Consider the following 21,070-nt stretch of genomic DNA (forward strand, 5'->3'; position numbering starts at 1 on the left):
ACAGCATAAATAGTCGATGTGACATTCCTGTGACATCGGGTTGTCAATATCGTGTTGTCTGAGCGGAGTCGAAGCCAACACTTTATCGATATCGTTGAGCCTTAATATCTTCAACCACTTCTCTGATGGCTGTTTCCACGTTAAGCCAGGCTTCGTCGCGATCAGACCATGAGGTAATGGGCGTGGCATTGGTAGGGAATGCTTGGAGGTCGCTAAAGGGTGTATTTTTCCAGTCGGCAGGTCTCATAATGATCGGAATTACCCTAGCTTTGCCAGCCTGGTGATGTTCCATGGCTTGCTTGAGTTCAATTTCGTAGCAGTAGTCTGAGGCGATAAAATCAGCGCTAATCAATAATAGAATAATGTCTGCTCTTTTTAGATTGTCGTCAATTTCTTTGGCCCAGTCTGTACCGGCAACAATGCAGCGATCATGCCAGGGTTGAATGAGCTTTTGACGTTGGAGGATTTTTAGATGAGTGTCCAGTTGATTGCGTAGGGTTTCGTCTTTGTGGGAATAACTGTAGAACAGTTTTAGGGCTTGGTTGCGACGTTCTATGTCTGAAAGTCTCTGGCGGCTGCCTTCGATATCTACGCCGTTGAGTAAGTCTTGAACATTGAGGTCAATGAGTTCGTCACCAACTACTTCCTCAAAAGATTGTCTACCCTTACTTTCTCGTATCAGCAGGTCTTTGTAACTAACGGTAATGTTGGGATAGCCAGGGACAGGCACCAGTTCTTTGGGGGTGAACTTAAAGTTGCTATGGATGCGGTCAAAGTCAGACCGGATAATGGCTAGTAGGCGACGACGACTGGATAGAGGACCGTTGACGCTGATGCTGACGGATTTGTCTTGGGGGTCTGCTTTGACCAGGGCTTGATTACCCTCGAAGTTGAGGATAACGCCTGTGCGCCAGCGGAGTTGATGGTCGCTGAGTACATGGGTGCGAACAATAAAGCGGGGGAGCAAGCCCTCTGGCAAAATGGGGTATTCGTAGCGAAAATTCAAACAGTCAGGCAGTTCAAATTGTGAGGCTGCTTCGGGTTGTTGTTTATCCAGCAGGTCTGGGATGAGATAGCGCTTGTCATCCTCCTGGAAGGGAAAGCATAGCTCGAACTTACGCATTAGACCTAAAAGGAAGTCGTGGCGTTCTAATGGATAGTCTTTTGGGTCTAATAGTCTGTTGAGACAGTTAATGTCCAGTTCACCATTGGCTTTGGTCAGGTCATGGTCATTGAGGAGTTTATAGATGCCGTTGGTGACCCAGTGGGGATTAAGGACATGGGTATCGCGGAGACGGCTATCTTGTCTGTAGTTAAGGGCAATGCCGAGGCTATGGAGATGGACTGCTAGCGAATTCTGAGCACTTGGATCAGGTTCTCCATCTGCTTGACAAATTTCTCGATATTTTTCAAAAGAGATGTAGTTTGCAGTCATATCTGACAGGCGTTTTTTGATCTCAAACCAACTGCTGGGGAATGGATCTCGCAGGTGCTCTAGTCGGTCTGTTTCTCTTTCAATGGCTGTTCGTAAGGTATGGATGCCAATTTCTGTCTGACAGTCAGTTTGGATAAACTCGCGAATGTTGGGAAACTTTTGCTGCAGGGCGCGGCGATTGATGTCAAAGGGGTGTTCTTCAACTTTGTTGAGGACAACTATGATAGGGGAATCGCCTCCAAAGCTTTGGATTAGCTCCAGCCAGTATTCGGCATCGGCATCTTCATGGCCTTGGCGACCATTGAGCACTAGCAAATAAAGGCTGCGCTCGGTGAGAAAGAACTGATGGGTGGAGTGCATGATTTCTTGACCACCAAAGTCCCATACATGGAGGGTGATATCTTCATTCTGGTTGAGTTGAAGTGGCCATTGGGTAATGTTAATACCTTCTGTTTTCTTGGAGTCAGGGTCAAATGTGTTGTGAATTAGGCGATTCACTAGAGAGGTTTTACCCACAGCGCCAAAGCCTACAAGAATCAGTTTTGCTTCGTTGAGAGGTTGGCGATCGGTCTGTATGCGGAAGTAATAGTTGAGAATGTCCGCTGGTTTGCTAGGTGTGGCCCCAGAATTAACCTCTTGCCAAGTTGATCCAAGAATTTCTGCAGAAATTCCTAATTGCTCATTTTCATGCAGAAAAAGTTTTGTTAGATTGGTTAGCTGATCTAGTTCTTTCGGAATTGAAGTAAGTTGATTTTCAGAGAGGCTAAGCAGTGTGAGGTTATTGAGCTGGCTAAGTTCTTTTGGAATTGAAGTAAGTTGATTTTCATCGAGATGAAGTTCTGTAAGGCTATTGAGCTGGCCAAGTTCTTTTGGAATTGAAGTGAGCTGATTGCCGAAGAGGTAGAGGTCTGTAAGGTTATTGAGCTGGCCAAGTTCTCTTGGAATTGAAGTAAGTTGATTATCATCGAGGACAACCTGTATTAGGTTATTAAGCTTATATAGCCTTTTGGGGATGGAGATAAGTTGATTTTTTCCAAGGTTGAGGAATTCCAGGTTGTTGAGCTGGCTAAGTTCTTTCGGAATTGAAGTAAGTTGATTTCGGAAGAGGTCAAGGTTTGTGAGGTTGTTCAACTGCCCGAGTTCTTTGGGAATCGAGGTGAGTTGATTTTGGGAGAGGGAAAGGTATGTGAGGTTGTTGAGCTGCCCGAGTTCTTGGGGGACTGAGGTGAGTTGATTTTGGGACAGGTCAAGCTGTATGAGCTGATTTAGCTGATATAGTTCTTTAGGGACTGAGGTGAGTTCTAAATCTGATAGGCTCAGTTCTGTCGCTTTACTTTTAATAGCCTCTTGAATACGTCTTTTGGCTTCAGCTACCCCGTCTTTCTGTGACATTTTTTCAGCAGCAACAATATCTTCTGGTACTACTGCCAATATCTGAGCAATGGCTGTCAGGCTTGCCTCACTTACTCGTTTACCTCGCTCCGGGTGAAACAACCGACTCACCGTATCTGCACTCACGCCAGCCTGCTTAGCAATGGCTGCAAAGCTCAGATTCAGTTCAGCTTTAGCAGCTTCTAGCTTTTGTAAGCCTTCAGGGCTGGCCAGAAAACTGCGCGGTTTTGGCGACATAGGGGGCTTTGGGGCGGTATCGTTACCAAGATACTCGGCGTAGCCCCAGGCTGCCAGGAATCCCTAATATTTTTAATGGACAGTGTGTGATGTAGCTCTACCAACTGAAACGATCAAACAGCGCGTGTTACATACCTGACAAACTACTGCCAATCAACAAGTTTAAGATTTGGTACCCTTACAAACTCTCTGGTATTGTGAGTCACTAAAGTCAATTCGTTTGCTAATGCAATTGCAGCAATTTGCAAATCATAGGCCCCTATAGGAGTTCCTTTATCCTGTAAGTCAGCACGAACAGCACCACAGATTGCAGCTGCCTTGCCATCAAAGGGTAAACTTGCAAACTCAGTAAATAGTATTCTTAAGTTTGCCAGGTTCTTAGTTTTACGCTTACTCCTGTAAGCACCGTAATATAGTTCAAACTTAACCACATCACAGATGCATACATCATCAGGAGATTGCGCAAACAAATTTTCATAAACTAATTGACTGCTGCGATTAAGATACGCAATACAGGTGTTGGTATCCAAAAGGTAGAGCATCATTTCTATCGCTTCAAAGCAGAGGCTCACGCTCTGGCTGATTACCTTGTGGTGCCCTCACTAAAGGCTCTCCTTGCCACGCACCAAACAGATCCAGAAACTTTTGCGACCACTGACGCTTTTGCGTGGCCTGAACCGGTTGATAAACAATCAGAATCTCAACCTCTTCATTATGATGATCTGGTAGTTGAACCTGTAACAAACCGGATTCATTAACATGGGATCTCAAACGAATCGTTTTCATGTAGGGTTCCCTCCATTCTGACTGTCGCCATTGGCCTACATCCATTGTAGACGTAGCATTCACTAACTGTGAATGCTGAAAATCACCGAAGCCACCGCACATGTGATTGTAAATCTGTAGTCGCTGCCATTAAAGGTTCTCTGGATAATTAATCGATTGGGTTGATATCGGATAATAGCTGAAACGATCGAACAGGGCTCGTGCAGATACCGTTGGCTGAGCGGAGTCGAAGCCAACATCCCCTTCGACTCCGCTCAGGGATCGTTTACCCATAGGAACGCTACTTCTTGCCAAATCTCTTCCATTGCCCCGGCGGCGGCAATAAAAACTCATATGATCCAGCTGCACTTCCCGGTTTTGCCGCTAGCACAATATCAAACGACAACGAAATCCGCTCTCCCTCCGTATGATTCATCGTCACCCCATGACGCTGCTTTGAAGGAAACAAAATCAACCGCCCTTCCACAGGCACATACATCGCCTGATCCTGGTTTAAATCATTCCAATCCACAATGATGTTTGTGTTCTCACTACCTAACCCAGGGCTCACCTCATTGGGCCGCATATCATCAAAAAACACCAGGCTGCCCGCCTCATCACTACCTGAATTCGGCACCGATACATAATACACAGCACTAATGTGGGATGTATTATGACAATGGGAACCCACTTCTTGTTGTTGGCGAGAAACCACAGGCCAGGCCCGCTGAATATAGAGATCAATTTGATTTAGATCCACACCCAGTGCTTTCAGATATCTCTGCACATGCACTTCTACCTGACCCACAATCCAAATAAATCGGGGGTCAGTATGGATTTGTTCTGCTCCATGCAGGTCCCCCGTCCAGGCCATCTCAGGAAATGCCCGCCGTTCGTAGCCATCTTTTTCCAACTGTAATGCTGCATCCATCAGCTGCTTTTTATGGGCTGTGGCGTCTGGTAGATCTTCATAGTAAACAGCGAGGGGAAACCAGGTATCAACGGGCATTTTTTAGCTTCGAGGGTAAAGGTATCCGGATTGAGTAGCTTATCAGACTTCAGCTTTGACCGGTGGTTTGATGAAGAGTGAAGGGTGAAGAGTGCCTCTTTATCAGTTCTGTAGGCGTTCCTTGAGTGGAGTCAAAAGGATGTATCGGCTGGGTTTTAGCTTCGACTTCGCTCAGCTAGCGGGAGATGTGGGACAGTTACACCTACTCTTTACCCCCTTTACTATTACTCCCTTTACTCATCACTCACTACTTGCCCATCTCCTGCAATCCACTCCTGCAATAAATGCCAGCAAGGCAGAAAATGCTGAGCCAATACCGCATCCATCTGCCAGAAATGACTATAGCCGTCGCCGGAACAATGGCAGCCAATAAAAATCATTAACAGATCGTGATAGAGTGGTTGCTCAGCAGACTCATCGGCTAGGGATGTGGTGACATCGCGACAGGCATCGACACATAGATGGTTGATTGTGTTTTGTAGGTACACCAGGTTTGTGGCAGCCTGGCAAAAGATCCCTTCGCTTGATTTGAGAGAGGATAAATAGTGCTGACGATAGTTGTCTAAAAAGATCTCATGGAGACGACTTAGTTTTTGTTTTAGATGGGTGCGTAACTCTAAAGAAAAAGATTTGATGCCCTGATGCTTCCAGTTAGAGAGAATATCCTGTTCTAAGGAGGATGTTTCCAGTGCAGAAATGTTGATTTTCATCAAAGGGTTGATCACTCTGATGAATAAGAAATCGAGATCGATTAGGCTCAGATCTAATTTGACAGGAGTTGTCTTAAATGCCGATGAGCTAGGCAGTTCATCGCTTGCATGGGGATTGCACCAGATAAATTTAAACTCAGCTACATCCGCCATCATTTCCCCAATCAAATGGGTGAACACCAGACCTAATCGTTGGCGTACCTCACCATGGAAAAAGGCATGGGCCTTGTTCTCATTTAAGGTGACTTCATCTGCCACTGGGGAGAATAGCTCTCGGCAAGTGACTGGGCCACTGTCTGTATAGGCTGTTTCTCCGGCTCGTAAAGGTTCATCACAATAGGCCAAACTGGCATAGTCTGCTTCAAACTGGGTCATCATTAGCTGCCAGTAATGGCCCCAAATGTCATGGATAAGAAAGGCTTCGGCTTTTGCGGTGGGTAGAACACTGACCGAGTTGGATAACGCTTCGATGACGTGGTCTATAGATTCTCCTAATTGTTGGGCAATGGGAGTAGCCCAGGCAATATCTATGTTTTGAGGCTGACAGGGGCCAAACGTGGGAAAGCGCCGAAATTGATCAAAGCTGAAGCTTTGCATTCTCTCAAATAGCTCAGAAAGGCGTTGTTGCTCTGCTGTAGGGATTTCAGCCCAGACTTCAGCCTGATCGGTGGGCAGACAAAAGTAAATCTGCAGGGGTGTGTAGATGATGTCAACAATGTTGGCTGGCAGTGTAATGCCAAAGAGATGCTTGAAAAGCACTGTAGCTTGGATACGACTGAGCTGAATTGAGGCTGCACCATTGATGCTGGCGAGACCCACACTGTGTAATACGGTTTGAATAGTGGCAGCTTGGTCTTTAATGCGCTGATCGATCTGCTTTAATGTGCCTTTTAGTTCTTGTTGCTCTTGTTCAGATAATTGAAAGTGTTGGCATAGGCCAAGGGTAGCTGCCTCTGATTCTAGAGCAGGAGGAATCTTATCTGGAGTTTGCTTGCTCAACGTGGGGGAAGATAATGTCCCTTGCCATTGGTGCCCAGCGAGTTGGCAATAGCGTTTGCTCAACAAAGCTGCTCGGACAAATGACTGCCGTACAGCTGTGGGAATAGTCTCAATGGCTTGTACCTGGTGCTGAACGGTATGTCGCCGCAGGATGGCTAATTCGTTATGTAAACTCTTGAGTCGCTGTTGTTGTCGTTGGTGAAAGGTGTCGTTGGAGAAATCTCCACGTTTTCGTAAACAGCGGGCAATCTCTAGTACTTCTGTTAATAATGCTTGATGGGTTTCGACCAGTGGTTCCAGGTGCATGGGTTTAACGGTAGACGCTACTGACTACCGACTCCTGATTTTTTAAAGAATCAAAATTGCTATTGATTAATGCGGACTAACCGAATTTCTGTGCGCTGGTTACGTGAGTCGTTGGCTGGGACTCCTGACAGCGGCTCGCTAAAGCCTTTCCCTTCGGCCAAAATATTGTGATTTACGGCTTTGCTCTTCAAATACTGCACGACAGCTTCGGCCCGCTGCTGGCTGAGGCGCTGGTTGAGTGTGGCACTGCCGGTTTGTGATGTGTGGCCAATTACCCGAATGGCAACCGTTTCGATATTAAATTCGTTGATTTCGGTGGCTAGTTGGGTTAAGGTTTGCTGGCCTTGGGTTGCGATCGCAGCCGACCCTACTCCAAACTTGACCTCACCCCTCACTTCCAAATCACCAATGGGTTGAGAGCTTTGAATGGCCTCAGGTGTCAACTGCTGCGCCTGGGGCTGCTGGGTATTGGTTTCCCCAGTGAGGAATGTGGCTAATTCTGGATCGTCAGCTTTGACCAGTTCGATCAACGACTGGGTATTGGCTACGGCCTCAGCAATAAAGCGATCGCTATAGAGTTCATGCGCTAAAGGGACCTGGGGCAGCTGACCCGATAGCACCAGAATGGCGGCTGTTGCCTCAATCCGTTTTGACAGAATGCCATCCTCCATCCAGCGTCCAGCTTCCACTGAAGTAAAGAAATCAATGCCGCCAATCACTAAATCAGCCTGGGATGCCGATAAATTACCATCGGTTTGAATCAAAGTTTTTAATTGGCTGTTATCTCGGGCTGACTGATCCATCCATCGATAGTAGGTAGATAGAAAGTCTGTGAGCTTTTCTTCGTCTTCTCGGATGAGATCATCCGAAGCCACAATCACATCCAAAATGGCATTGGGCGCATCTTCACTGGAGAGTACAACCGTATGACCTTGCTCACGGGCCTGGCTCACAAAGGGTTCCCAGAGGACAGCAACAGCAATATTTTGATTGGGATCTTGGAGTTCTTGCCAGGCTTCAGAGGCTTCTGCCACTTTCAGCTGATTGAAGTCCGACAGATTAAAGCCGTCAAACCGAATGTCGAGCACTTGCGCCAAAAACTCGCTAGGGGTATCCGCTGCGTAAGCCAAACTCAGAGGCTGACCCTGGGCGATTAGCTGACTGAGATCATTGAGGGATTTTAATTGTGAATACTTTGGTGTATTTAGCACGACTGCATCGGCACCCACAGTCCGATCAATCAGACCAACAATCTTTCCTTCTGGCTGATGCTTCAGGTATTGATCCAAGGTGGTGACAATGAGATCGGCACTGTCTTTTTCTAGACGAGTTGCTCGTTCACCCTGGTCAAATTCATTTTCGAAGCGTATAGATATACCTGATTTTTCCAGCTCTTCATTAAACTCCGGAGATCGAAACGTGCTGTAGCCACTGAAGGTGTCTCCTAGAATGAGCAGTTCGTCTGGGTCACTACTGATCACTGACAAAGGTTTGTTTGCAAATGAAAATAGCGTGTCTTTTAGACTCCAAAAGCCTAAAGAAATCGCAATAATACCCAAAATATAGACAATTGGTGGGGGTCCACCTGCACGATTTGACACTAAGACTACCTCCAGTAATTTCTCCTAAAGTACCTACAACCCATGTCACTTTTGGTCAGCATGGTACTTAAATTCCTGTATGGTCTTATGTTATTTAACCCTAACGTTAGGGTGACCATAACGCCGGTTATGATTTCTGATTTTTCAATTGAGCAGCTCGTTCTTCACAAAATATGAAAGTGATGACGGAGAGACGTGGAAGGCAACGTCTCTCCCTTCCAAGATTGGAATCTGGTACTTTTGTTTCCTAGGTGTTTTCTCTAGGTGTTTGTTGACGTTGTTTGAGCTGCTGCAGACGTCTCTGAATTTCTTGCTGTTGAGCAACTGGATCAATGTCTGCCATCGCTTGCTCTGTTGGGTTGACCGACAGTTCTACAAAGGCACGTTTTTCTAAGTAACGGGTGTGGACGGAATTTTTGGCGGCCTCAAACTGAGCACGGGCAGAAGCCATATCTTGTTCGTTATGGGTTTCTGCAATTGCCGCGAGTGCTTCATTCACCTCAGTTAAATTTTTCAGGGCTTGTAGATCGCTCTTGTAGCGTTCTAGCCGCGCTCGCTCCTGGCGTAATTTGGCTAGGGATGTGTTGACTAATGTTTCGGCTTGTTCAACCTGGGCTTCAACTTTAGGTAAAAGCTGCTCCAGATGAATAGCTGAAGCGATAGCGGCCTCGGCGTCATCATGCCGTCCTTCTTTTTCGGCATTCAGTGCTGATTCTTCAGCCCGCTTGAGTGCGCCCACTTTATATAAGTAAATTTTTTTTTCCCGTTGGAACGTGGCGTATTGTTGGTTGGTGGCTGTAGCAAGTTGGCTGACTGACTGTTGCATTTGTTTGATGGCAGCTTCGGCGGTTGCGATCGCGTCATCATCCAAATCCGCATGACTGTCTGGCCCTGGAGCTTCTTCAGAAATTCCCCATAGCCAGTTCCATACAGCCAGGGTTGCCTTACCTCCACGCTCCCCCATCAACCAATAAACGGCCTTTTTCATGTGTCGTTACAGCGGAAATAGTACAGATACAGCGGTTGCCCTAAGTCAATGATTCAATCAAGTTATCCCATCTGAGCATGGGCCAATTAGAGCATGCTCCTATCCTAATCAATGGGATCCGCGCTATAGGAATTACTTCAGACAATTCACATATAATTCCTCACGGTTCCTGGCGATCTCGATCACATACTTAGCTCAGGTGGGCTCAGAAAACCCTTACCTAACCCTTAGAAACCCATCAACTCAGACTCAGGCATGCCCTGGATAGTAGTAATCGAAGCACAGCGCATCGCGCTTTTAATCACTAGGAGAACGTAAACCATGAAAAATCTACTTTCCACAGGTCTATCTGCTTTGATGCTCGCTGCCGTCATCGCTCCTGTTGCGCAAACTATCAATATCGCTGATGCCTTTGCTGCTCAACCTAGCATTACGCGAGCGGCTAAAACGTTGCTAACTTCGGGGCAATTTGTCACCGTTGACCAGGCCAAAGACACCACTGGCACGGCCCGTATTGTTGAAAAAGATGGCCAGCGTATTCTCGAATTTGATGGTGCGTTTGACACAGCCCGTGGTCCTGACGTACAAGTAGTGCTCTACAGAGGCGATTCTGTTCCTGTGAGCATAGATGAAGCTGATTACGTGGTCATTGGTGATCTCAAGAGTTTTGAAGGCTCCCAAGGCTATGTTCTACCCGCTGATATTAATCTTGCTGAATACGGTTCAGTTGCCATCTGGTGCGCAGAATTCAACGTTACCTTTGGCTACGCTGATATTTAAGGCTTAATCCGATATGAAAATTTTTGGCATAGGTCTGCACTAATAAGTGAATAGACAAAACTATCCATCAATCCGGACTATCTCCGTGGGAGACGCTTTGCGAACGACTCCGCTCCGCCCTCATTTCTCTAAATTAGCTGGTTGAGCGGAGTCGAAACCGATTGATTGATATCGTGTGAGTCATAATTGGACTCCTTCGCCAGACTATTCAAACTCTGGTAAATCTAATGGCTTTTGGATTTGTACATCTATCGTAGGTGGCTGCGCTTGCACCAATTCCGGCTCTGGTAAATCTAGCTGCTTTTGCTTTTGCACTTCTACAGCAGGTGCTTGAGCAGGCATCAATTCCTTCTGACGCTCTTCTAGTTTCAGCGGTAGCTTGACCTTCTGAGGTTTCTTCGCTTGCTTAACCTTCGGTAGGCTACGCTCCAAATCATTCAACGGTCGCGGAATCACCATGACGGCACTCAGCTCACCAATGCGCTCAGCCTCATGCATGCCCGCTTCGACGGCGATAGCTACATTAGACAGAGACCCACGAATCAAAATTGTACACAGACCTTCACCAATGGTTTCGTGAGAAATTAGCTCAATTTCAGCCGATTTCGTCATGGCATCGGCTGCCCCTACCATGGCTGGAAAACCACGGGTTTCTAATAACCCAATGGCACCACTACTCATCTGGGTTTCACCGACACCGTCCAACTCACTCAGGCGGGGCAAAATGGGTAGCACCTTCTCCATATCCGCCATTGGTCTAGGAATCAGCGATGACGATACCAATTGTCCAAATCGCTTAGCCGTTTCCACACCCGCATGCACCGCCATGCGCACATCTGCTACCCCACCCCTCACAATAGCGCTACACTGGCCACCACCCGTCTTTTCGTAGCCCACTAAATACACATCAGACGACTTGATCATGGCATCAGCAACACCGATGATGGCTGGAAAACTCGTTGTTGAAACCACACCTAAAGCTGAGTCCTTTACCCGCCGCAGTAACGACATAGCTTTATCATTGGAACTAGCGAGAGCGGAAAAGTCTACTGGCATTGTGAGTCTCAAGTAGCGTTGGAGAGCCCTTGGGTGCTTGTGGTAGTTGAGGTTATATCAACACTCTAAGGTGAAAGTTTAAATAGGGTCTGCTAAAAACGATGTCACTTACTAATCTTTTGATGGGATCTTAAAAACTTTTGTGAGAGAAATATTTTGTCTGACTTGTATAGAAAACAGCTATTTATTATCCTCTATTTTAAGAGCCTTTTTCAGATTGACCACTAGAATCGCCATTATCGAGCGGTTGTCTATGGGGAAAAAGCGCTGATAGTAAGCTATTTAGATGATCACGGCCATAGACATGAGCGTTAGGGGCAGCAGCCGCCATGGTTGATGTATCGTTCCCGCTAGATGCATTTGATGGGGCGACTGGGGGCTCGACATTAGGCACATTGACAGCCTTAGGTGACACAGATTGAGGCTGAACCGTTGACGTAGTCCTCGGCGGCATTGGCATCGAGGGTACAGGGTTGTTTTCAGCCTGAAAGTTAGGCGGCTGAAAGCTAGAAGGGGTAGACTCACCATTGTCAGGAGCCGCAGTTGTTGGTTGAGATGCCTGAGATGCCTGCGCTTCTACTAAAGAGCAAGAAGGAATAATGGTGTTGGGTGCGATCGCAGGATTAATTAGTGTGCTAGACGGTCCCACACAAGCGCCTTTACCCACATAACCGTGGCCGACAATCAACACCCCTGTCCCCAAACTTGCCCCAGCCTCAACATATACACAACCCTGCTTTGCCTGGATCACCACACCAGCACCAACACAAACACCAGGGCCAATGCGAATCGCCGCATTAGATGCAGCTCTGAAGACTACACCTGGTGCGATTGCTGCCGATGCATCAATAACAACGTCGCCGCCGCGATAGTAATGGGTATGACTCACAAAATGCAGAGGCGAGGGTTCCATCGCGACGGACTCAGATACGAAGTGTAACTACGGACGCTGAATGGTGGTTTCTAGAACGCGACACTTGGCACGGGGATCAACACCTACCAGGCGCACATAGTGACCCGAGTGTTCAGCCAACTGAGCTTTCAGAGCAGAAATTACTTCCGATGGACGATTCCCACTGATGGGAGCACCGGTTTGCCATGCACCGCTGCTGTAGCGACGCTTATCGGCATATTCCGTGCTAACGCGATAGCCCTGATTGACTAGCTGAGTTACTTGCTGGGCTAGATCCGCACTGACAGAAGCACTGCTACCGTTGCCATTGGCGCTAGCCGCTGACCGGCTGCTGCCATAGGACGTGGGTTGAGCGCTAGTAGCGTTGGAAGTCACCGGTGTCTGTCCAGGCTTTTGAATAGTAACGGCGCGACCACGCTGCTTGACTCGTGGATCAATGGCAAAGATGCGCACATAGTCATTGGTATGGGCTGCCAACACCTGCTGCACGGCAGCTACCGCCGCCGATTCGCTAGATGCAGAAACAGCAGGTGCCGTTTGCCAGATACCACTGCGATAGCGGCGCTTATCGGCAAACTCAATCCCAATTTTTTGTCCCTGAGCCAAAATGGAGCGGATTTGGGGGACTAAATCACCGCTAGTGACCGGGACAGATGCACCATTCTGGCTCGCTGTAGGGGTTGCAGCGCCACTGCTACCGGTGCTGAGGGCGACAGGCTTGCCATCGCCTCGTTGAATCGTAACAGGAGATACTCGACACTTAGCAATGGGGTCAATGCCAAACATGCGTACATACTCACCAGCATGTTCGGTCATACAAGCTTCTAAAGCCGCAATTGCTTCAGATGCATGAGTAGTTTGGATAGGACTGCAAGTCTGCCAAACACCACTGCGGTAACGGCGTCGATCGGCATGCTCAGTACCAATCTTGTAGCCCTGACGCAGCCAGGCGCTCACTTGACTAGCAATATCTCCACCCACAGGGGCACCGTTACTGGCTGGGGTAGCAGTAGGGGCAGTCCCCATAGAACGCTTACTAGCAGCGACAGGCTGGCCGTCAGGACGTTGCACAGTGATCATGCCCACACGGCGCTTCCCGACCGGGTCGATACCAAAGATACGCACATAGCTGCCCTGATGCTCAGCCATGCAGCGCTCTAGAGATGAAAGAATTTCACCTTCACGACTAGATTGCACGATTGGGCAGCTCTGCCAAACACCACTGCGGTAGCGGCGCTTGTCGGCATACTCTGAGCCAACTTTGTAGCCCTGCGCTAAAAACTGACGAACCTGTTGAACAATTTCGGGTGCTAGTGCTTGCATAGTATCTATACCAACGTTATCGATGGTGTATGGGGTGTGTGAGCTACTCGCCGAATGGCGTGCAGAGTGAATGGAAACAGCATTTGCTGCACCATCGGGATACCTAAACGCTTTTGAAGCGCTACCTGATTGAGCTGTTTGCTCTTGGGCACGCTCACCAATGTGGGCCTCAACAATGTCTCGAACGAGTGCCAAATCCGCCTCAGTCACCCGGGGCAATGCATCTGCCTGAGCCTGGGTTGTAATTACCGAACCAGATGGAACGCATCGTCCTGGGGGCACCTCAACATCCTGAACAAGGGCGTGCATCATGACAATGACACCATCACCCAATCGAGCGTTAAAAATTGTTGATCTAAAACCAACAAAGCTGGCTTCACCTAAATAGGCAGGACCATGGATCAACGCTTTGTGAGTGAGTGTGACATTTGGCGATAGCCAAACAGCATATGAATCGCCATTATCTCCTAGTACGCAACCCTTACTAAGACCGTGAATAACAACACCGTCTTGAATATCACAGTGACTACTGATGTAAAAGGGCAACCCCTCATCTGCCCGGATTGAGGTGCCAGGGGCAATCGACACTTCGGCCCCAATATAAACACCACCTACGACCTGAGAAAAAGAATGAACGAAAGCAGTAGGTTCAATGACCGGCTTAGCCGATGATTGATATTGGGCTGGGGATGCTGCCATGGCTGACTTAACCATTGGCCCATATCCTCCCAGAAAAAATATTAACTAAAATCCTCACGTTTGTTGTAAAGCGAGCCAGAATCCAAACTAACGGTGTCAACAATGGCAACGACAGCTGCATCCACAGGCCTCTCGTTATAGCCAACATGTTGGCGAGCAGCACTGCCGCGGGTAACCAAGACCCATTCTCCAGGCCCGGCACCCACAACATCGGCTGCAACTTCGTAGTCAGGAAGTAACGCACCGTCTTCACTAATAAACTGAATTAGTAAAAACTTTACGCCCGTTAAGCTCGGCTCTTTGCAAGTACTAACAACTGTGCCGCGAACCTTCCCTAGGCGCATGCCTTATCTACCATAGGGGCGAATACCACTTACGCTCTCGCGAAACTGCTCAACAGCTTCGGTATAGCGGATAGGTAGTACGAACTCTAGGTTCTCGTGAGGACGGGCAATAATGTGAGTTGACAAAGTCTGGCCACCATTAACCCGCTTGACGTTCTCAACGCCAGCAGCAACAGAAGCCTGGACTTCAGAAACATCGCCTCGAACGATAACAGTCACACGACCACTACCAATTTTTTCGTAGCCAACTAGGGTTACACGGGCTGCCTTCACCATGGCGTCGGCTGCCTCAACTACCGCTGGGAAACCCAGGGTCTCAACCATTCCTACTGCGATTGCCATCGATTTTTACCTTGGTATGCTATCTATCTGGACTTGGGTAATCGAAATCAAGAAGCCTAGGTTCTAAACTGTTCGACTGCTTCGGTGTAGCGAATGGGCAGTACAAACTCCAGGTTCTCGTGGGGGCGAGCGATGATGTGAGTTGATAGAACCTCACCACCATTTACACGCTTAGCAGACTCGATACCGGCAGCAACTGACGCCTGAACCTCAGATACGTCGCCACGAACGATAACGGTCACGCGACCGCTACCAATTTTTTCGTAGCCAACTAGGGTTACACGCGCGGCCTTAACCATCGCGTCAGCAGCTTCTACAACAGCGGGAAAACCGCGAGTCTCAATCATTCCTACGGCAATCGGCATTGTCGTAAATCTCCTAGAAAAACAGCTTTAGTTCAAGCATTTATATCTCGGCCAGATGAAATTAAGAATTCTTTTCGAATTACTTCACACAGCGAGATGTACCTTGCAAACCGTTAGTCTGCAATAACTCCATGACTACAATTCAGAATACGAGGGGGCTAGCAGTTTGACAATATAAGTCTCAATGATTGTTTCTAATGTTAAGCATTATAAAAACTGATAACCATTTGCTACGGAACGTAACTAAATAGTTGCTTCCTGTTGAAATATAAGTGATGCAGCGTGCTGGGTATTTGTGCTTATGGTGTCGGCTGTAGGGTTTCTTGGATAAATTAACGCTGACATATTTCAATGGTTCTTAGCCAATCATTGAAGATTATTCATGAATCCAGAAAGGCTCTTATTGGGGTAACTCATCAGGTACCATTAAGAAATATAAGTAATCTTAAAACTAGTCATAGATTTTTATCTGGGCTAAGGGTTGCAATTGAATCCAATTTTTGAGTCTTTCACATGCCTGGTATTGTGACTATCCACACATTAGTAAGTGAGGATGATTCCGGGCAAAGCTGTGTCGAAAATTCTTGGGTTGTTAAAGTCCGAGGAGCTGACGCTGAGAGTGTTGGTAGATTGGCTCGATGCTTAGGGTGTTTTATGGTTTGCCGGTGGGCTCTTTGATGGCAATGATGCAGTCTCTGATTGAATTAGGTTGGCTGATCCCGATTTATGGGTTTTTGGGGGTGATTTTGGCGTTGCCTTGGTCTATGGGCCTAGTGCAGCGGACGGGGCCCAGGCCAGCGGTTTACATCAATATGTTTATGACCGCCCTCGCATTTGCCCATGGCACTTGTATTTTTATGGGCATTTGGAATGTGGGCTCAGTTGAGCTGCATTTTCCGTGGTTGCAGGTTGCTGATCTCTCGCTGAGTTTTGATCTAGATCTGTCGGTGCTCAACCTGGGGGCGATGGAGCTGTCGACGGGGTTGGCGTTGTTGGCTCAAATCTATGGTTTGGGATATATGGAAAAGGATTGGGCCCTAGCTCGTTTCTTTTCTCTCTTGGGATTTTTCGAAGGGGCTGTCAATGGTGTTTTACTCAGCGGTTCTTTCTTCCTGGCCTATTTCCTGCTGGAGATGCTGACGCTATCTACGTATCTGATCGTAGGTTTTTGGTATGCTCAGCCTCTGGTGGTCAAGGCAGCTAGAGATGCATTCCTCACCAAGCGGGTCGGAGACATTCTGTTGTTGATGGCAGTTCTGGGGCTGGCTAGTTGGGCTGGTGATCTCCATTACAATGAGCTGTACGAATGGGTTAAGGTTGCGGATTTGACTCCGTTGGCGGCGACATTGCTGGGCTTAGCCTTGATTGCGGGGCCTACAGGAAAATGTGCCCAGTTTCCGCTTCATCTTTGGTTGGATGAGGCGATGGAGGGACCCAGTCCGGCATCAATTCTTCGAAATTCGGTGGTGGTAACCTGCGGAGCCTATGTACTGATTAAGCTACAGCCCATTGTGATTTTGTCGCCTGTGGCGCTGACGGCTTTGATCGTGATTGGCACGACAACGGCCATTGGAGCTTCGCTAGTTGCGATCGCACAAGTCGATCTCAAGCGTGCCCTTTCTTACTCCACCAGTGCTTATATTGGTTTGGTTTTCATCGCCGTGGGGGCTGAGTGGCCTGGTGTTGCCATTGGTTTGTTATTTACCCATGCTGTGGCAAAAGCCTTGCTGTTTATGAGCACGGGGGCAATTATTAATAACACCAGCTGCCAGAACATTACAGAGCTAGGCGGAGTGTGGTCTCGGATGCCAGCCACCACGATTGCGTTTGTTGTCGGTAGTGCTGGCATGGTTGGTGTGTTACCGCTTGGTGGTTTTTGGGCGCTACAGCTTGGTGTCGACTTTTTGCGTCGCGAGCATCCTGTCTTAGCCGCTGTCTTCTTGTTGGTTAACGCCCTAACAGTCTTTAATCTGGTGCGAATATTTCGACTGGTGTTCTTAGGGGACATCACGCCTAAAACCCGTCGTTCTCCATCGGTTAACTGGTTGATGGGGACTCCCATGATCGGTCTAAGTATTTTTATTATTTTGTTGCCCTTGGCTTTGATGCGAATGTCATTGCTGCCACCTTTGCAGTATTGGCATCCTTTAGTCTTCGGCTCGTTGATTGTATCTGGACTCATGGGTTTAGCCCTTGGTTGCACGGTGCAATTAAGTCGTTCTTTAGCTCGTTCTACTCAGCTACCGATGCGGCTGATGCAAGACCTTCTGGCTAACGATTTTTACACCGAACAACTGTATCGAGTCACTGTAGTGTTTCTAGTGAGTCAGTTCTCCCGAGTTGTTAGCTGGTTTGATCGCTATGTGGTCGATGGAGCCGTTAATTTGGTAGGCATGGTTTCCTTGATGAGTGGAGAGGGTCTGAAATACAGCATATCTGGCCAATCCCAGGGTTATATTTTCACCATCGTGTTGGGGGTGAGTCTGTTGGGATTGTTGATGACATGGGCGATGTGGTGAGGGGAAACTGATGCTAAGTGCACTGTTATTGATTCCATTACTGGGAGCCATTCTTGTTGGCTGCTGGCCAGGTAAGTTAACCAGCAAGTTAGCTAAAAATGTCAGCGTTGGCTGCTTGTTAGTTAATCTTGCGGTCAGCTTGTATCTGCTAACGCAGTTTGATTTGACAATTACCGGACTACAGTTTCAAGAGTCGCTTCCTTGGCTCGAGACGTTGGGGCTGGGATATGAGTTAGGTCTGGATGGCTTATCGTTGCCGCTAGTGATTATTAATAGTCTTCTGTCGCTAGTTTCGGTCTATGCCAGCGACGATGACACTCGACGGCCCAGGCTTTACTATTGCCTTTTGCTGATGATTACCTTTGCCGTAGCCGGTGCGTTTGTTGCTCAAAATCTCTTGCTCTTCTTTATCTTTTATGAGCTAGAGCTGATTCCCCTCTATCTCTTGATTGCGATTTGGGGAGGACCTCAACGGGGCTATGCTGCTACAAAATTTCTGATTTATACGGCTATCTCTGGAATTTTGATTTTGGCTTCATTTCTGGGTCTAGTTTGGCTCAGTGGGTCTTCTAGCTTTGATTACAGTGCGACCATGGGCCATGGGTTGCCCTGGATTCAACAGGCAGTTTTGTTAGCGGCGCTGCTCATTGGTTTTGGTATTAAAATTCCTCTCTTTCCACTTCACACGTGGTTACCCGATGCCCACGTGCAGGCGTCCACACCCATCTCTGTGCTGTTGGCTGGTGTGTTGCTTAAGTTAGGTACCTACGGTCTTTTTCGATTTGGTGTGGTTACCTTTTCCGAGGTTTGGGTGGATCTAGCTCCCTACCTTGCCTGGTGGGCTGTTGTGAGTGTTCTCTATGGCTCACTGGCAGCTATTGCCCAAACTGACATGAAGAAAATGGTGGCCTATAGTTCAGTAGGTCATATGGGCTATGTGTTGTTAGCGGCTTCGGCGTCTAATCCTCTCAGCTTTGTCGGTACTGTTTTTCAGATGGTGAGCCATGGCTTTATTTCAGCATTGCTTTTTTTAGCAGTTGGCGTGGTTTACAAGAAAACGGGAACGCGTGATTTGACTGTACTGCGAGGTCTGTTAAATCCAGAACGAGGTTTGCCCATAATTGGTAGCGTTATGGTGCTGGCAGTGATGGCTAGTGCTGGTATCCCTGGTATGGTGGGCTTTATCTCTGAATTTATTGTCTATCGTGGCAGCTTTGCGAGTTTTGCCCCTCAAACTCTTTTATGTTTACTGGGGTCTGGTCTCACGGCAGTGTATTTTTTGCTGTTGGTAAATCGTGCGTTCTTTGGGCGTTTAGCGACAACTAAAAACCAAGCTTTAGAACAAGATCCTGTTTTACCTGTGGTCACTTGGCAAGACCGAATGCCTGCTTTGGTTTTAGTGGGTTTGTTGTTTATGTTTGGTTTGAGCCCCAGCTGGATGACTCGTTGGATTGAGCCGACAACAACGTCCATGTATGAGGCGATGCCAATTAAGTTAGAGCTGTCGTCGGCTCATCTGGCGACAATGCCGCTTGAAAATCCTTCTACAGATTTAGCTAGCTGTTCGGATGAGGACTGTGCCTTATGATCCAAACTATGCCTTCTCAATTGAAAGATATTCATCCATTTGCCCACTATGCTGACCGCCTGCTGTCAGGTGGTACCTTGTTGCCGGATACTCCGGATAATGTAGTTCATGTGATGGGTGCCCTCGATAGTTATGGCATTGTGTTGGATTACTATTCCATTAACCTGATTCACATTGCCGATCATCAGTTTTTGAACCTATTTCCAGTGTTCAAATACTTTGATGGAGAGATTAACCCTGCAAGAATGTGGCGACATTTTTGCCATGATCGCATTAACTATGAGTATGCCGAATACATCATGAGAGCCATGATGTGGCACGGTGGTGGCGGGTTAGATGCCTATTTGGATACGGATGAGTTTCGGGAAAATTGTCAGACTGCGATCGCAGCCAAAATCAAATACAACCCGGTGCTACAGCTTTTCCATAAAGTATTTCCTGAGTTTCTGATTGAACAAATTCGTCAGCTTTCCTACTACAGTGGGTTGGGACAATTCTGGCGAGTGATGAGCGATATTTTCACGTCGTTAGCAGCTCGTTATCGTCGGGGAGAAATTAAGCATATTCCCCAGATCGTCGACTATATCAAGGATGGCCTGGTGGCTGATGCGGGCCGACCCATTACCTACAGTGTTGAAATTGGTGGCAAAACCTATGATATTTTGCCTGCCTCTGCTGGCTTAACCTTCTTGCCTGACACGGCCATTCCCTATGTAGAATCTATTTTCTTCCGGGGACTGCCTTTCTTGGGGACGGTGTCCTATAACGCCCAAGCTCAGCAAATTTCTCCGGATAAGAGCCGCTTTGCCTATGGTGCACTGTATGCTGATCCGGTACCTGTTGGGGGTAGCGGTATTCCTCCCACATTATTGATGCAAGATATGTTCCGTCATCTGCCGGACTATTTGGAAGAGCATTACCTCAAGACCGAACGCGGTTTGGGAGACGTGCGGGTCAAGATTTGCGCTAGTTTTCAGCGTTCTATGTTCTGTGTGACCAATGCAGCTTTGATTGGGCTATTACCCAAAGGAGCTGATGCAACGGCACCTGAAGATATTGCTGCCAATCGGGAGTTTCTACTGAACTGGCTGGATCGTCTGGTTCCCTCCCAATTAGAACAGGTTCAGACTCCATAGAATTTAGGTCAAGCTCATTAGAGAAATTATGTAGGGGTGTGCCATGGGATATCCCTACATGATTGCGGTGGTTGAAAATTTTTCTTGAGAGTTTATGAGTCCTACGCCAAATCTCGGTGATCGACGTTAGGCTCAAATGGTCTGCTTTCTATCTAGTTATGTCTTCAACGGTTTCACCGCCTTCTCTTGCAACATCGGCGTCTGAACTACTGCCCCCAGCGGTTACTGTCCTAAATGTAGACGGCATGATGTGTGCTGGGTGTGTGCGGGCAGTGGAAACCCACCTGCGTCAATGTGACGGTGTGGCGACAGCGACCGTGAATTTGGTCACCAAGGCAGCAGCCATTCAATATCAGGCAGAGATTGTTAAACCTGAACGGCTGGCAACTGTACTCACAGATGCCGGTTTCCCCAGCCAGGTACGGCAAGGCGAAGACCCTGGCAATTGGGCCGAGCAGCAAGAGGCCGAGCAGCAAGGACAGGTATGGCGGGTTGCGATCGCACTTACTCTCTTAGCCCTTTCAATCCTTGGTCACATAGAACATGTGGGCGATCCAGATAGC

General features: G+C 47.8%; 19 protein-coding genes. 5 read left to right on the top strand and 14 right to left on the bottom strand.

Going from position 1 to position 21,070, the window contains the following annotated elements:
- Positions 1–82: 82 nt before the first annotated feature.
- The 8 genes from DXZ20_RS28710 to DXZ20_RS28745 form a co-directional block, all read right to left on the bottom strand.
- On the bottom strand, positions 83–3,064 hold the full coding sequence (locus tag DXZ20_RS28710; protein WP_163702516.1) for a COR domain-containing protein: 2,982 nt from the start codon (positions 3,062–3,064) through the stop codon (positions 83–85).
- A gap of 143 nt (positions 3,065–3,207) precedes the next feature.
- Positions 3,208–3,609 (bottom strand): type II toxin-antitoxin system VapC family toxin, encoded by a 402-nt coding sequence (locus DXZ20_RS28715; RefSeq protein ID WP_348918732.1) that lies wholly within the window; start codon positions 3,607–3,609, stop codon positions 3,208–3,210.
- Positions 3,610–3,619: 10 nt separating this feature from the next.
- Positions 3,620–3,850, bottom strand: coding sequence for a hypothetical protein (locus DXZ20_RS28720; protein ID WP_163702517.1), 231 nt, complete (start codon positions 3,848–3,850; stop codon positions 3,620–3,622).
- A 129-nt stretch (positions 3,851–3,979) separates the two neighbouring features.
- A complete protein-coding gene (locus tag DXZ20_RS28725; RefSeq protein ID WP_163660650.1) occupies positions 3,980–4,123 on the bottom strand; it encodes a hypothetical protein in 144 nt (47 codons plus the stop codon).
- Positions 4,124–4,130: 7 nt separating this feature from the next.
- Complete coding sequence (locus DXZ20_RS28730) at positions 4,131–4,838, bottom strand: TIGR02466 family protein (protein WP_163702518.1); 708 nt, start codon at positions 4,836–4,838, stop codon at positions 4,131–4,133.
- 233 nt (positions 4,839–5,071) lie between these two features.
- Positions 5,072–6,853, bottom strand: coding sequence for a hypothetical protein (locus DXZ20_RS28735; RefSeq protein ID WP_163702519.1), 1,782 nt, complete (start codon positions 6,851–6,853; stop codon positions 5,072–5,074).
- Positions 6,854–6,912: 59 nt separating this feature from the next.
- Positions 6,913–8,454: an OmpA family protein gene (locus DXZ20_RS28740; protein WP_163702520.1), complete on the bottom strand. Its 1,542-nt coding sequence runs from the start codon at positions 8,452–8,454 to the stop codon at positions 6,913–6,915.
- 247 nt (positions 8,455–8,701) lie between these two features.
- On the bottom strand, positions 8,702–9,442 hold the full coding sequence (locus tag DXZ20_RS28745; protein ID WP_163702521.1) for a PspA/IM30 family protein: 741 nt from the start codon (positions 9,440–9,442) through the stop codon (positions 8,702–8,704).
- Positions 9,443–9,763: 321 nt separating this feature from the next.
- Here DXZ20_RS28745 and DXZ20_RS28750 point away from each other — a divergent pair, with 321 nt between their 5' ends.
- On the top strand, positions 9,764–10,222 hold the full coding sequence (locus DXZ20_RS28750) for a DM13 domain-containing protein (RefSeq protein ID WP_163660660.1): 459 nt from the start codon (positions 9,764–9,766) through the stop codon (positions 10,220–10,222).
- A 204-nt stretch (positions 10,223–10,426) separates the two neighbouring features.
- On the opposite strand, the gene ccmO is transcribed toward DXZ20_RS28750, so the two are convergent.
- The 6 genes from ccmO to DXZ20_RS28780 form a co-directional block, all read right to left on the bottom strand.
- Positions 10,427–11,278, bottom strand: a complete 852-nt coding sequence (ccmO, locus tag DXZ20_RS28755; protein ID WP_163660662.1) for a beta-carboxysome assembly protein CcmO — start codon at positions 11,276–11,278, stop codon at positions 10,427–10,429.
- 199 nt (positions 11,279–11,477) lie between these two features.
- Positions 11,478–12,191, bottom strand: coding sequence for a beta-carboxysome scaffolding protein CcmN (ccmN, locus tag DXZ20_RS28760; protein WP_163660664.1), 714 nt, complete (start codon positions 12,189–12,191; stop codon positions 11,478–11,480).
- Positions 12,192–12,218: 27 nt separating this feature from the next.
- Complete coding sequence (locus DXZ20_RS28765; protein WP_163702522.1) at positions 12,219–14,228, bottom strand: RuBisCO small subunit-like domain-containing protein; 2,010 nt, start codon at positions 14,226–14,228, stop codon at positions 12,219–12,221.
- 26 nt (positions 14,229–14,254) lie between these two features.
- Positions 14,255–14,557: a beta-carboxysome shell vertex protein CcmL gene (gene ccmL, locus DXZ20_RS28770; protein WP_006518196.1), complete on the bottom strand. Its 303-nt coding sequence runs from the start codon at positions 14,555–14,557 to the stop codon at positions 14,255–14,257.
- A 3-nt stretch (positions 14,558–14,560) separates the two neighbouring features.
- A complete protein-coding gene (locus DXZ20_RS28775) occupies positions 14,561–14,899 on the bottom strand; it encodes a carbon dioxide-concentrating mechanism protein CcmK (protein WP_006518195.1) in 339 nt (112 codons plus the stop codon).
- Positions 14,900–14,955: 56 nt separating this feature from the next.
- A complete protein-coding gene (locus tag DXZ20_RS28780; RefSeq protein ID WP_006518194.1) occupies positions 14,956–15,264 on the bottom strand; it encodes a carbon dioxide-concentrating mechanism protein CcmK in 309 nt (102 codons plus the stop codon).
- A gap of 683 nt (positions 15,265–15,947) precedes the next feature.
- Between DXZ20_RS28780 and DXZ20_RS28785 the strand changes: the two genes are divergently transcribed.
- From DXZ20_RS28785 to DXZ20_RS28800, 4 genes are all read left to right on the top strand, one after another.
- The gene (locus DXZ20_RS28785) at positions 15,948–17,783 is read left to right on the top strand and encodes an NAD(P)H-quinone oxidoreductase subunit F (protein WP_163661709.1); all 1,836 of its coding nucleotides are present in this window, start codon (positions 15,948–15,950) and stop codon (positions 17,781–17,783) included.
- Between the two features lie 10 nt (positions 17,784–17,793).
- On the top strand, positions 17,794–19,371 hold the full coding sequence (locus tag DXZ20_RS28790) for an NADH-quinone oxidoreductase subunit M (RefSeq protein ID WP_163702523.1): 1,578 nt from the start codon (positions 17,794–17,796) through the stop codon (positions 19,369–19,371).
- An 8-nt stretch (positions 19,372–19,379) separates the two neighbouring features.
- On the top strand, positions 19,380–20,507 hold the full coding sequence (locus DXZ20_RS28795) for a CO2 hydration protein (protein WP_163660670.1): 1,128 nt from the start codon (positions 19,380–19,382) through the stop codon (positions 20,505–20,507).
- Between the two features lie 158 nt (positions 20,508–20,665).
- Positions 20,666–21,070, top strand: a 405-nt coding sequence (locus DXZ20_RS28800; protein WP_163703647.1) for a heavy-metal-associated domain-containing protein, incomplete at its 3' end; no start/stop codon positions are given.

This window comes from Adonisia turfae CCMR0081, from assembly GCF_011009555.1.
GTDB lineage: Bacteria > Cyanobacteriota > Cyanobacteriia > Phormidesmidales > Phormidesmidaceae > Leptothoe > Leptothoe turfae.